The sequence below is a fragment of the Zoogloea sp. genome (assembly GCF_041911615.1).
In the GTDB taxonomy this organism is placed as follows: Bacteria; Pseudomonadota; Gammaproteobacteria; order Burkholderiales; family Rhodocyclaceae; genus Zoogloea.
Window position 1 is genome coordinate 1 of sequence record NZ_JAYROR010000134.1, and the last position, 12788, is coordinate 12788.

Here is a 12788-nt window from a genome sequence, read left to right on the forward strand (position 1 = left end):
GGCGAGGCGGGTGCCGTCGGCGCTCCAGGCAAGCGCGGAGATCGGGGTGTCGTGGGCGGCGATCGGGGCGCGCAGGGCGGCGCCGCTGCGGGCGTCGAGGATCAGCAGGCGGCCGTCGTAGGTGCCGGCGGCGAGGCGCTCGCCGTCGGGGCTGAATTCGAGCGTCACCACCGGCGCCAGCCACCAGGGCAGGGCGAAGGCGCCGGGCTGTCGGGCGGCGCGGGTGGCACTGCCGCCGGCCACCGGCCACAGGTGCAGGCGCAGGTCTTCGCCGGTGCCGGCCATGCGCTTGCCGTCGGGGCTGATGGCAAGGCTGGCGCCCAGGTGCGCTGCACTGCGCTGGGGGGCGCCGACGGGCGAGGCGCTGCGTGGATTCCACAGGCGCAGGCTGCCGTCGAGGCCGGTGGAGACGATGCGCTCGCCGTCGTCGCCGGTGAAGCGGGCGGCGGTGACGTCCTTGCCGTGGCCGTAGAGCGGCGCGGCGAGCGGGGCGCCGCTGCGGGCGCTCCACAGGCGCAGGCTGCCGTCGTCGCTGCTGGAGACGATCTGGCGTCCGTCGGCGCTGTAGGCGACGCTGCGCACCAGGCCGGTGTGGCCGCGCAGGGGTTTGCCGATGGGTTGGCCGGTGGTGGCGTTCCAGCGGATCAGGGTGTTGTCCCAGGCGCCGGAGACGATCTGGCGGCCGTCGGGGCTGAAGGCGACGCAGCGCACGGAATCGGTGTGGCCGAGGAGGGGGCGCCCGATCGGGCGGCCGTCGGGAACGCGCCACAGGCGCAGGCTGCGGTCGTAGCTGGCGGTGACGAGACGGCGCCCGTCGGGGCTGAAGGCGACGGCGATCACCGTTTCGGTGTGGCCCCGCAGGGGGGCGCCGACCGGGCTGCTGGTGCGCACGTCCCACAGCCGGGCGGTGGTGTCGTTGCCGCCCGAGGCGATGAGCTTGCCGTCGGGGCTGAAGGCGGCGGCGCGCACGTCGTCGGTGTGGCCGATCAGCGGCAGGGCGTACGCGGGGGTGAGGGTGTCGGCGCCGGCGTACCACAGCAGCAGGCTGCGGTCGTTGCTGGCCGACACGAGCAGGGTGCCGTCGGGGCTGAAGGCGACGCTGCGCACGGTGCTGTCGTGGATGTCCTGGGGCTCGCCGAGGCGCTGGCCGCTGCGGGTGTTCCACATCTGCAGGGTCTTGTCGTCGACGATGGTGACCACCCGTTCGCCGCCGGGGCTGAGGGCCATGCCGAGCAGGGCCTTGTTGCCGCCGATGATGCGTACGAGGTGTTGCTTGGCGCGCAGGCCGGCGAGCAGATCGCCTTCGGCCTGGGGATCGAGGGGGCGGCCGGGGGCGGCGAGGTGCTGGGCGGCGAGCAGTTGCAGCAGGGCGCGCTCGTCCGGCCCGGGGCGCAGGCGCGCCAGCATGGCCGACGATTCGGCGCGCAGGCGCAGGCCGGTGGCGGCGCGCATCTCGCCCAGGGCGCGGGCCTTGGCGGCTTCGGCCTCGGCGGCGGACTGGCGGGCGCGGGTGGCGGATTGTTCGGCTTCGGCGGCGCTGCGGATGGCGGCCTGCTCGGAGGTGAGCGCCCACAGGCTGAGGATCGCCAGGCTCAGCACGACGCCGAAGACGGTGGCGCGCCACCATTGGCCGGTGCGCACGTGGGTCGGGGTGAGGGCGAGGCGGGTGACGACGTCGCGGCTGACGATGCCGTGTTCGACGGCCTCCTGGGTCTCGTCGAGCCAGATGGTGTCGTGGGGGTCGAGCCAGGGGCGGATGGCGTCGAGCACCGCGGCGTCGCCAAGGGCGCCGTCGATGCTGATCGGCACGATCGGGCGGTTGGGGCGGGCGGAGCGGAATTCTTCCACTTCGACACGGACCCAGCGGGGGTCTTCGAGCATGCCGCGGTTGGCGATCACGACGAGCACCTTGGCGGCGAGCAGGGCCTTGCGCAGGGTGCTGTCGAGCTTGCCGCCGGGGGTGGCTTCGTCTTCGCTGTAGAACACCGCGAAATCCCGCTCGCGCAGCTGGCGGGCGAGGTCGGAGGCGTAGGACTGGGTGCCCCGGGGCAGGTGGCCGAGGGCGAAGGAGATGAAGATGTCGTAGCCGAAGAGGTAGGTGGCGAAGCCGCGGCTGCGACGCGGGGGACGCCGCCGGTCGGCCCGCGGCGACGTGGGAGGTGCCGCCGCGACAGGGCTGCCGGACGCGGAGGCTTGGCTGGATGCGGCCATGGCGGGCCGGGTGGGCGGCGACCGGGTCAGACGAAGCCGCGCAGGTGCGTGGCGGTGTCGAGGTAGCGGTTGGCGAAGGCGACGCCGACGCGCTGGATGTCCCGGATGTGGGCGACGGAGTCGAGGGTCTGCACATCGGCCGATTTGATGTCGGCGAGCCCGAGGGCGTCGAGCGCGGGCTGGCTCACGTCGGGGTCGTAGCGCACGTAGGCGAACTGCTTGGGCACGGTGGAACTGGCGGGGCCCAGGAGGTCGCCGACTTCCCGGTCGATGGGGCGGCCGAAGCGGCATTCGCCGATCACCCGGCAGGCCATGTCCCAGCCGGTGGCGGCGGCGTTCATGAGGGCGCCGGGAACCGTCTTGGCGGCGTCGAGCAGCCACATGTCCTCGGGTTTGAGGCCGGGGCGGGCGGCGGGCACGCTGCCGGTGCCCACCGAGACGATCAGCATCTTGTCGGTGCCGGTGGCCCAGTTCATGGCGTAGGGCGCGGCGGTGGCCATTTCGAAGGCGAGGAAGGCGGCGTTGTTGTAGGTGGTGACGCCGCCGTCCACGAAGACGAAGTCGTAGCAGTGCTCGCCTTCGCCGAGGGTGACGACTTCGGGCGGGAAGTAGGTGGGCGCGGCAGTGCTGGCGCGCACCAGCTGCCACAGGGGCAGCTTGAGGTTGCAGTCGGCGCGGCCGCCCTGGTTGTACTTGGCGAACGGGTTGTTGCTGACGGGCCACGGGGAGTCGGTGGTGGCGTTTCGCATCACCATCATCAGCACCGAGCGCAGGGCCGGGCTGCCGAGGGTGACGTCGTCGCCGAGCGCGGCGGCGAACTCGGCCTTGAGCTTTTCGGCGAGGGGTTCGCGGTTGTATTCGTAGCGAAGGCGCTTGAGCAGCGAGGCCTTGTCGAACATCTGGGTGCCGCCCTCCACGTAGAAGCGGCGAATCTGGTCGGTGCCCATGCCGGCGGCGATGCAGGCGGCGATGATCGCGCCGGTGCTGGTGCCGCAGACGAAGTCGAAGTAGTCGCCCAGCAGCAGGTCGGGCCGCTTGAGTGCGGTGCGCAGGTCGGACTCGAGCTTGGCGAGGATTTCGACGCTCATCAGGCCGAGGATGCCTCCGCCGTCGCAGGCGAGGATCTTCTTCGGGCCGGCTTTACGAATGCGTTCGAGGGCGGTGGTCATGGCGGTTCCTTCCGGGGAAAGGCGAGCGGGGGCACAGAGGCAAAGGTGCGGCGCGTGCGGGGGCTCGCCGCACGAATCAGGGCGGGTCAGGCGGGCTTGGAGATGAGCCCTTTCAGATAGTCGCCACCGAAGTAGGAGAGCAGTTCTCCCTGGGGTTTGGCGCCGGGCTCGGCGAGGCCGAGGTGCACCCACCGCCCGAACTCATGGATGATCTGGTCGTAGCCGAGGTCGAGGCTGGCGATCTTGCGGGCCGTCTGGAGCACCGTTCCAAAGGCCGGCGCGGTGAAGTCGACGGCCAGGCCCCGCATGTGCCTGCTGTGCTTGGCGCCGCCGATCGCCTTGTTGAGGGCCGGGCTGCGGTAGCCGCTGCTCACGTGGATGGCGACGTTGCCCAGTTCGGCGCGCACGACCTCGAGCACGCCGGCCAGGCGGGCGAGGTTGGCGAGGATCTCGGGTGTGGGGGTGTTGTCGATCTTCTTGCGCGTGGCGGTCTGGCTGAACAACAGTTCTTCCAGCGTGAAATGCTCCGACAGTTTCTTGACCATGATCCTCTCCTGCGGGTTGGGGGAAGCGGATTCGATCGGGGTGCGGCGCCTACCAGAGTTTTCGCGTGTCCAGCCAGGTGACCTGGCCGGTGCGTTGCTGGACTTCGTCCATCATGTGGGCGGTGCCGCCGGGGCCGTCGCCGCCGCTGCCGTTCCACAGGCAGATGAAGCGGGTACGGCTGATGCCCAGGGCCAGGGCGCTGTTGAGGAGCCACTGGTTGCAGCGTTCGAAGGGACTCGTCTCCTTGCCGTGGCCGTCCTTGGGCAGGGGGCCGAGGCAGTCGGGCATGACACGCGGCGGCAGGCACAGAGGGTTGCCGCGCAGTTGGTAGTAGCGCTTGCGCCACGCTTCGCCATTGCTGGCGGGGAGGATGGATTCGGTGATGAACTGGGGTTCGGGCAGGGGCAGCAGGAGTTGCACGCGCATCCCGCGGGCGATGGCCGCTTCGGCGAACAGGAGGTCGCCGCCGGAGGCACCCTGGGTGAGGGCGAGGTCGTTGCCGCCGGCGCCCTGCTCGTCGAGGGTGGCGCCGATGGCGGCGGCGGCGATGGGCTCCTTGTCGGCGGGGAAGCGCGGCGACTTGCGGTCGGGGGCGTCGACCATGTGGCCCGAGAACAGAAAGACCTTGTCGGGTTGCCAGTGTTTTTCGGGTGGGCGCAGGCGGCTCAGCACCCGCTCGAAGGTGGCGATGCCGGCGGCGACGTTGTCGGCGGCGTGACCGATGGCGGCGAGCAGGCGCAGCTGACCGAGGGTGGAGTCGAGGTTGAACCAGTTGTTGTCGGCCAGGGCGATGGCGAATCGATAGGCTTCACCGACTTCGTCGGGCTTGCCGAGGAGGACCCGCAGGTCGCCCAGGGTGGCGCGGGCCCAGTAGCCGTCGCGGGGGTCGTCCTTGACGCAGCGGGCGGCCCAGCCGGTGCCGCCGGCCATGCAGTCGAACTGGGTGTCGTAGGCGGTGGGCCGGCCGACCAGGTCGGCGTAGAGGCGCAGCAGCGTGACGGCGTTGATGCCGGAGTAGTAGTGGGCGGGATTGGCGGCGAAGGCGGTGGCGTAGCTGTCGATGGCCTTGAGGAGGAGGGCATCGTTCCAGGCGGCGTCTTCGCGCATCTGCCGGGGCGTGGCGCCCGGACGGTTCCACGCGGCGACCCAGGCGTCCTTGTCGAGGCGGCCGAGGAGCGACCAGGTTTCCACGTCCTTGGGGTGCTCGGCGAGGATCTGCTCGTAGGCGCCGCGGGCGTCGTCGAGCCGACCCAGGCGCTGCAGGCACAGGCCGCGCTGGCGGGCGGCTTCGAGGTTGGCGGGGTCGGCGGCGAGGGCTGCGTCGAACTGCTCGAGGGCGAAGTGGTAGTGCTGACCGGCCAGCAGCGCCTTGCCGGCCTTGAGGCGGGCCTCGACGCGCAGCGCGACGACGGGCGCCTCGTCGGCGAGCACCAGGATGTCTTCCGGCCGCTCCGCGCGGCGGGCGCGTTCGATCAGCGCGGCCCAGGCTTCGTAGCGGGTCCAGAACGCCTTGACGCTGCCGATGCGCAGGGTTTTCCAGTCGGGCTCGGCGAGGTTGGGAAGCATCGAATAGACCGGGCTGATCGGCTTCTCCAGCCCGCTGTCGAGGGTGGCGCGGATCATCTCGGCGATGGCGCGGATGTCGGCGTCGAGGGTGGCGGGGTCGGGCGCGCCGTCCTTGAGGGTGTAGGTGTATTTGCGGCTGGTGTAATTATCGAAGGGCTTGTTGGCGCGGGGGGCATTCACGAGCACGACGCCGCTGCGGCGCAGGGCGTGGCGCACGCCGAGTTCGTACCAGACGTTGGGGTTGTCGGCGGTGAGGTCGACCAGCACCAGATCGGCGATCAGCAGTTCCTGGAACATGTCTTCGAGGATGTCGCCGCCCGCCTTTTCCTCGTCGGCGCGGATGACGTCGAGGCCGGCGTGTTCGATGGCGGGCTTGATGAGCTGGGCGTAGATCGCGTCGAAGTGGGCGGGGTTGCCGTAGGTGTCGGGCTTGGTGCCGAAGGGCATCGCGACGAAGGCGTGGAGTTTCATGGCGGGCCCCCTCGGGCTGCACGGCGGTTTATCCGGATCGATTGATCTATCTTAGATCGCGGCAGCGGGCTCTGCCAGACGCGATGACGCGCCGACGCGGCTTTCGGCGTGGCCGGCGGCTCAGGGCTTGTCCGGGGGGCCGGGCTGGATGGCGGTGGCGTCGTCGTCGAGGTCGAAGCCCCAGTCGCCGGTGAGGTGCCAGTCGTCGCCCATGAGTTCCATCGGGTGCAGGGTGCGGCCCGAACCGTTGCCGCAGGCCAGCGAATCCTTCGGGCAGTACTTGTCGCAGCCCCAGCAGATGCGTTCGGGGTTCTTGGGATGGATCGGGAATTTCTTGCTCATGCTCGGGGCTCGCGTGGGCCGGCTCGGGGTGGCCGGCTTGATGGCCCCATGCTAGCGCGACCGCGGGCGGGCGCCTTGCCCGGGGTCAAGGGCGGCGCCAGCGGAGCGCGGCGAGGCCGCTGAGCGCCAGCAGCAGGGCGTGGGGTTCGGGCACGGGGTAGAGGTAGCGCAGGCCGCTGAGGTCGTCGTTGGCCAGGGCGCGGACCTGGGCGTCGGCGATCATCGCGGCGGGCGGGGTGAAGGCGTTGGCGGCGGGGTGGGCCCGCAGCGCGAGACCGGCGGTCTTCTCGGGTGCGCTGGCGAAGATCGCCATGAGGTCGTTGGGGTTGCCGTTGGTGTCGAAGAAGCGGTCCTCGTCGGGGTGGGCGAGCCCGAGGGCGTGGCCGATCTCGTGGATCAGCAGGGCCTGGAGGTCCTGGGCGCCGGGGTTGGCCTTGGGGTCGAGGGTCCAGGTGGTGGCGGTGTTGAGGTAGATGTCGGCGTCGAGAATCGTGTCGCCCACGTTGTGGGGCTTGGCGGTGGCGGTGCTGACGGGTTTGCGGCCTGCCTGGGTGACGATCCAGGTGTGGCCGATTTCCCGTGTGCCATCGCTGTCGCGGGTGAACACGTCGCGCGCGACGCCGTCGCCGAGGACGATCTTGGCGTCCGCGGCGCGGGCGAAGAGGCTGATCTCGGCTCCCTGGGTGGGCTTCTTCGGGTCGGCGGGCGAGCCGTCGCTGGGAAAGGCCTCGACGGCGCCGCCACCCTGAGCGAAGCGGACGTCGTAGATCGCCGCGTCGGCCTTGGCCGCCTGTTGCCAGACATCGAAAGCGCGGGAGATGGCCTCGCCGAGTCTGGCCTGGGTGGCGTCCCGCTCGGCAAAGACGAGCGACTTGAACAGCGCGTCCTCGCTGCTCCACTGCAGGCCGCCTTCGAGTCCTCGGCCGTTGACGGCCTTCAGATCCCAGCGGGCGGTGTCGTCGAGGCCGACGCCGCCGAGCAGCGCAAACGCGCGGGCTGGCCCAGGGGCACCAGCCAGGCCGAGCAGGGCGGCGCAGACCAGCGTCGTGGCAAGGTGGCGAATGCACGCGCGCGATGTGTTGGCGGACATGACGGGCTTTCGGTGATGGTGTGGGGCCATGACGGCGCCCGAGGCGGTGACCACCCCGGTGACGCCTGCTTTCAACCTAGCAGCCGCCGGGCTGGCGCGTGTGACAATCTGCGTCGCCGGGCGCGCTGCCCGCGCGCCACGCCGTCACGGGGCCGTGAAGTGGGATTCGCGCACCACCTCGCAGATCTGCAGGTGGTATTCGGCGTAGAACGACTGGCGGCCTTCCCGCTTGGCGGCGAGATGGTCGATGTGTTGCGACCAGGCCTGCTGGCTGGCCGTGTCCTCGAACTCCACGAGGGTGACCCGCTCGCCGTCTTCGGCCACGAACACCTTGTGGGACTTGTAGCCCGGCATCGAACGGGCCAACTCGCCCATCTTGGGGGCGAGGGCGAAGTAGGCGTCCCGGCCTTCGTCCTTGAGGCGGGCGCGGAAAACGGTGAGGACCATGGCGACGCTCCTGAGGAATGATGATCCAGCATAGCGGCGCCAGGGCGCGGGGGGCAAAGCGTTGGTGCGCCCCGTGGGATTACGCGGGGATGTCGGGCTCGACGAGCTGGACGAGCAGTTGCAGCGATTCCTGCCAGCCGAGATAGCAGGCTTCCGGCGGAATCAGGGCCGGGATGCCCTCCTGGACGATGGACAGCTCGACGCCGCAGGAAACCGGCCTGATCTGCACCGTGGTCTGCATCGTGCCGGGCAGGTTCGGGTCGTCGAAGGCGGCGGTATAGCGCAGCGTGCGCTCGGGCACGAGTTCGAGGTATTCGCCGCCGAAGCTATGGCTGTGCCCGCTGCCGAGGTTGGTGAAGGACATCCGGTAGCGCCCACCCACCTGGGGCTCGAGCAGATGCACGGTGCCGGTGAAGCCGTGGGGCGGCAACCACTTCGCCCAGGCCGCCGGGTCGAGAAAAGCACGATAGACGCGGGCCGGCGTGCTGCGGATGACGCGGTGGAGCTGGACCTGATGGGTCGTCATGATCGATTTCCTAGGCACTGTGAAGCGGATGTCCCGCTGAACCTGCGACGAATGAGACTCGGCGGTTTCGGCGGCGGGTCGGTGTGGCGTCCGGGGTGATCCTGTAAAAGTCATTTTTCAGCAAGGCCCTCTACGTCGCGTCGCGAACGCAGCTGGGCATTCCGTCACTCGCAAAGCGATCGACGGCCAAATTTGTCGAGAAATTTTACAAAATGCGATCCGGCTGGCTGAGTTTTTTTATAGTTAATTGAATTTACTCAAAAAAATTTCCAGCACAAATTTTGCTATTTTCTGTTCGAAACAAAATGTTTCAAATCAGTGTCTTGTTTTGTTAGCGACGGAGAATTTGATGAAAATCAATAAAGCCGCAATGGCCGCGGCCGTGGCATTGTTTGCTAACGCCGCGTACGCGACGCCCCTCGTTTCCGGCCCCATTAGCGATGCGACGGCGCTGGCTAATGCAATTGTCGGACCGGGTGTCAGCATCAGCAATGCCGTTTTCTGGAGCAACGGTGCTCAAGTTGGGACTTTCACCAATGGCGCCAGCACAGTGGGGTTTGATTCGGGCATCGTGATGACGACCGGGACGCTGGGGTGCGTGCAGGGTCCGAACACTCAAACCAACTGTTCGGACAACTCGGGTTATAGCTTTGCTGCGTTGAGGTTCGACTTCACGTCGACGACCGGCAAGTTGTTTTTCTCCTATGTTTTTGGCTCGGAGGAATACAACGAATATGTAGGGTCGTCCTATAATGACCAATTCCAGCTCTTTCTGGATGGCAACAACATCGCCTTGATTCCGGGAACGAACACGACGGTGGCAATCAATAACGTGAATTGTGGTTCGAACTCGGCCTATTACCGCAATAATTCTGCAGCTTCGTCGTCTTGTCCCAGCCTCAATTTGGACATTCAATACGATGGTCTGACGAAAGTGCTCGTCGCCGAAGCAGACGTCAGCGCAGGCCTCCACAGTTTCGAGTTCCGAATTGAGGATATGGGCGATTCATTTTACGATTCCGGCGTCTTCGTCCAGGCCGGGTCTTTTTCCGGTACGGATACCAGTACGGTTGCAGAACCGGCATCGCTGGCACTGACGGGCTTGGGATTGGCCAGCGCAATTGCTGCGCGCCGACGCAAGCGTGTCTGAGCTTTCGTGTTGCGGTAACGGCCGACAGATTGTTGCGATGCTGTAATAGCCCGATTCCGATCCGTGATCGTGCGCAAAAAGACAGGCCCCCGATTTTCGGGGGCCTGTCTTTTTGAGCGTGATGTGCGCCGGCGGTCCGGATCAGACGAACGTGCGGTAGCGGGTTCGCTGTCCGGAATGGCCGAATTGGTCTAGTAGATCTCGCGGGTTTCCAGGAACTTGATGTCCGGGAAGCGCTCTTGAGCCATTTGCAGATTGACCCGGTTGGGGGCGAGGTAGACGTAATCGCCGTTGCCGTCCAGCGCCATGTTGGCGGGGGATTTGTCGGCGAGGGCTTTCAGGTCGGTGTCGGAGCCGCGCAGCCAGCGGGCGGTGGCGTAGCTGCAGGATTCGAACATCACATCCACGCCGTATTCGAATTCCAGCCGGTGGGCCACCACGTCGAACTGCAGGGTGCCCACGGCGCCAAGGATCAGTTCGTTGGTGGTGGTGGGGCTGAACAGCTGGGTGGCGCCCTCTTGTGCGAGCTGCTCGAGGCCCTTCTGCAGCTGCTTCATCTTGAGCGGGTTCTTGATCTGGGCGCGGCGGAAGTGCTCGGGCGCGAAGCTCGGGATGCCGGTGAACTGCAGGTCTTCGCCTTCGGTGAAGGTGTCGCCCAGGTGGATGGTGCCGTGGTTGGGAATGCCGATGATGTCGCCGGCCCAGGCTTCGTCGGTGGTGTTGCGGTCCTGCGCCATGAAGGTGATGGCGTTGTTGATGGCGAGGCTCTTGCCGGTGCTCACCTGCTTGAGCTTGCCGCCGCGCTCGAAGCGGCCGGCGCAGACGCGGATGAAGGCGATGCGGTCGCGGTGTTTCGGGTCCATGTTGGCCTGAATCTTGAACACGAAGCCCGAGAACTTGGGCTCGATGGGCTCGACCATGCGCGTCTTGGTGGGGCGGGCCAGCGGCGCGGGCGAGAGGTCGACCACCGCGTCCAGCAGGCTCTGCACGCCGAAGTTATTCACCGCCGAGCCGAAGAACACCGGGCACTGCTTGCCCTCGAGGTAGGCCTCGCGGTTGAAGGTGTGGGAGGCGCCGCGCACCAGTTCGACATCCATCCGCAATTCGTCGGCCTGCGCGCCGATCACTTCGTCCAGGCGCGGGTTGTCGATGCCCTGGATGATCTCCGAGGTACCCTTTTCGGCCTGCGGGTCGAAGAACTGGATGGTGTCGGTGTAGAGGTGATAGACGCCGCGGAAGCGCTTGCCCATGCCGATCGGCCAGGTCATCGGGGCACACTGCATGCCCAGAACCGATTCGATTTCATCGAGCAGCTCGATGGGCTCGCGGCCTTCGCGGTCGAGCTTGTTGATGAACGTGACGATCGGCGTGGCGCGCAGTCGGCACACGTTGAGCAGCTTGATGGTCTGGGCTTCGACGCCGTTCACCGAGTCGATGACCATGACCGCCGAGTCCACGGCGGTGAGCGTGCGGTAGGTGTCTTCCGAGAAGTCTTCGTGGCCCGGGGTGTCGAGCAGGTTGATGACGCAGTCGCGGTAGGGGAACTGCATCACCGACGAGGTGACCGAGATGCCCCGCTGCTTTTCCAGCTCCATCCAGTCGGACGTGGCGTGGCGCGCGGCCTTGCGGGCACGGATCTCGCCGGCCACCTGGATCGCGCCGCCGAACCACAGCAGCTTCTCGGTGAGCGTGGTCTTGCCCGCGTCGGGGTGGGAGATGATCGCGAAGGTGCGGCGGCGGGCGATTTGCTGGACGGCTGCGGACATGGTGCGGTGCCAAAAAAGCGGAAAAGCCCGCGATTATACAAGGCCTTGCAATCCGGCCGCAGCTTCTTGCGGTGGGCGCGATCAGAACTCGTGGATCATCAGACGGCGGCCCGCGGCTTCGCGCTTGCCCACCAGCTTGAAGCCCAGCCGCGCGAAGCGCCGGGTGCGCGCGGTGGAGACGAGCAGGCGGCCGTGCTCGAAATTCTCCATCGCCCAGGCGATGCGGTAATCGATGAAGGCGCGGGCGATGCCTTGGCCGCGGGCGTGCTCGGCCACCGCCGAAAGGTAAAGGATATGGGTGTCGCTGGCCCAGTCGGCAGCCTTAATGCCGCCCACGCCAACCACGACGCCGCCCACGCGGGCGATGAAGAAGTGACGGTAGAAGGGCGCCGGCGCAGGCGTGAGCTGCTCGACGATGCGGGCATGGCCGTAGCGTTCGGGGTCGGCGAAGGCCTGGACCAGAATGTCGGCGGCGGCGCTGCGGGTGGCCGTGTCGGCGGCGTCGAGAAGCGCGATGGCGAGGCTGTCGGCGATGATTGTTCTCCCAATGGGCAAATAGAATGCGCGGCGCTATTGAATCCGCGCTTTATTTCAGCCATGTTGCGGCTTCATGTCGCGGGCATCCGTTCGCGAGTGCAGACCAAAGGGTTGAGTTGAGATGAAGTTTTCGGTTTTGTCGTGGAACATCGAGCATTTCAAAGGCGGCGTGGTGCGCCTCAAGCGGGTGGCGGTCCACATCAAGCGGCACAAGCCGGACGTGTTCGCCCTGCTCGAAATCGAGAACGTTAACGTGCGCACGCTGATGGAGCAGGAGTTCCCCGGCTACGATTTTGCGCTGACCGATGGTCCGCAGGTGCAGGAGATCCTGGTGGGCTGGCGCCGCGATGCCTTCGACCAGGCGGTCTTCTCGCAGAAGCGCGAGTTCGACGTGGGCAACGACCGGCTGCGTCCGGGAGCGCTGCTGAGCGTGCGCCAGAGCGGCGTCTGGTACAACCTGCTGTTCCTCCACACCGATAGCGGCACCGACGCGCCGGCCTTCGGCAACCGGGCGGAGATGTTCGGCAAGACCTGGAGCCTGAAGGCGGCGCTGGACCGTCACCTGGGCGGCGATGGCATGTCGCGGCTGGTGGTGATGGGCGATCTGAACACGATGGGGCTGATGTTCCCGCGGCCCGCGAAGAAGTTCCTGCGGGTCGATGCGCCCACCGAGGTGGCGGCGCTGGCGGAGGCGGCCGAAGGCGCGGGCATGGTGCTGCTGAGCAAGGATCGGCCGACGACCTGGAAAGGCTCGGCGGGCGAAGCCAACCTGGATCACGCGGTGGCGACGGCAACGCTGAGCTTGCGCCGCTTCGGCACCGAGCCGGATGCGCCGCAGGTGCTGGTGCATGGCTGGCCGGAGCTGAACGGTCCGGCGCAGGCGACGTTTCTCAACGAGGTGTCGGACCACGCGTCCCTGTATCTCGAGGTGCTCTGAACGGCGGCGGCGTGCCCGCCGGGGCTGGCG

At 67.6% G+C, this 12788-nt stretch carries 12 protein-coding genes; 2 read left to right on the forward strand and 10 right to left on the reverse strand.

Annotation, left to right across the window (positions count from 1 at the left end; translation table 11 throughout):
* The 8 genes from ACE3P2_RS17700 to ACE3P2_RS17735 all read right to left on the reverse strand — a co-directional run.
* Positions 1-2211, reverse strand: a 2211-nt coding sequence (locus ACE3P2_RS17700; protein WP_374266895.1) for a toll/interleukin-1 receptor domain-containing protein, incomplete at its 3' end; no start/stop codon positions are given.
* A gap of 26 nt (positions 2212-2237) precedes the next feature.
* Complete coding sequence (locus ACE3P2_RS17705; RefSeq protein ID WP_374266897.1) at positions 2238-3380, reverse strand: patatin-like phospholipase family protein; 1143 nt, start codon at positions 3378-3380, stop codon at positions 2238-2240.
* 86 nt (positions 3381-3466) lie between these two features.
* Positions 3467-3925 (reverse strand): D-Ala-D-Ala carboxypeptidase family metallohydrolase, encoded by a 459-nt coding sequence (locus ACE3P2_RS17710; protein ID WP_374266899.1) that lies wholly within the window; start codon positions 3923-3925, stop codon positions 3467-3469.
* 49 nt (positions 3926-3974) lie between these two features.
* Complete coding sequence (locus tag ACE3P2_RS17715) at positions 3975-5963, reverse strand: TRAFs-binding domain-containing protein (RefSeq protein WP_374266901.1); 1989 nt, start codon at positions 5961-5963, stop codon at positions 3975-3977.
* 120 nt (positions 5964-6083) lie between these two features.
* Positions 6084-6305 carry a DUF3079 domain-containing protein gene (locus ACE3P2_RS17720; RefSeq protein WP_374266903.1) on the reverse strand — a complete coding sequence of 74 codons (222 nt, stop codon included), beginning with the start codon at positions 6303-6305 and terminating at the stop codon, positions 6084-6086.
* 85 nt (positions 6306-6390) lie between these two features.
* Positions 6391-7395: a matrixin family metalloprotease gene (locus ACE3P2_RS17725; protein ID WP_374266905.1), complete on the reverse strand. Its 1005-nt coding sequence runs from the start codon at positions 7393-7395 to the stop codon at positions 6391-6393.
* 144 nt (positions 7396-7539) lie between these two features.
* Complete coding sequence (locus tag ACE3P2_RS17730) at positions 7540-7842, reverse strand: antibiotic biosynthesis monooxygenase (protein WP_374266907.1); 303 nt, start codon at positions 7840-7842, stop codon at positions 7540-7542.
* Between the two features lie 79 nt (positions 7843-7921).
* On the reverse strand, positions 7922-8368 hold the full coding sequence (locus tag ACE3P2_RS17735; protein WP_374266909.1) for an SRPBCC family protein: 447 nt from the start codon (positions 8366-8368) through the stop codon (positions 7922-7924).
* 349 nt (positions 8369-8717) lie between these two features.
* Between ACE3P2_RS17735 and ACE3P2_RS17740 the strand changes: the two genes are divergently transcribed.
* Positions 8718-9518 carry a choice-of-anchor L domain-containing protein gene (locus tag ACE3P2_RS17740; protein ID WP_374266911.1) on the forward strand — a complete coding sequence of 267 codons (801 nt, stop codon included), beginning with the start codon at positions 8718-8720 and terminating at the stop codon, positions 9516-9518.
* 191 nt (positions 9519-9709) lie between these two features.
* Here the strand turns inward: ACE3P2_RS17740 and ACE3P2_RS17745 are convergent, their stop codons facing one another.
* Both ACE3P2_RS17745 and ACE3P2_RS17750 read right to left on the reverse strand, forming a co-directional pair.
* Positions 9710-11284, reverse strand: coding sequence for a peptide chain release factor 3 (locus tag ACE3P2_RS17745; protein ID WP_374266913.1), 1575 nt, complete (start codon positions 11282-11284; stop codon positions 9710-9712).
* 81 nt (positions 11285-11365) lie between these two features.
* Positions 11366-11839 carry a GNAT family N-acetyltransferase gene (locus ACE3P2_RS17750; protein ID WP_374266915.1) on the reverse strand — a complete coding sequence of 158 codons (474 nt, stop codon included), beginning with the start codon at positions 11837-11839 and terminating at the stop codon, positions 11366-11368.
* A gap of 103 nt (positions 11840-11942) precedes the next feature.
* Between ACE3P2_RS17750 and ACE3P2_RS17755 the strand changes: the two genes are divergently transcribed.
* Positions 11943-12758, forward strand: a complete 816-nt coding sequence (locus tag ACE3P2_RS17755; RefSeq protein WP_374266917.1) for an endonuclease/exonuclease/phosphatase family protein — start codon at positions 11943-11945, stop codon at positions 12756-12758.
* Positions 12759-12788 lie beyond the last annotated feature (30 nt).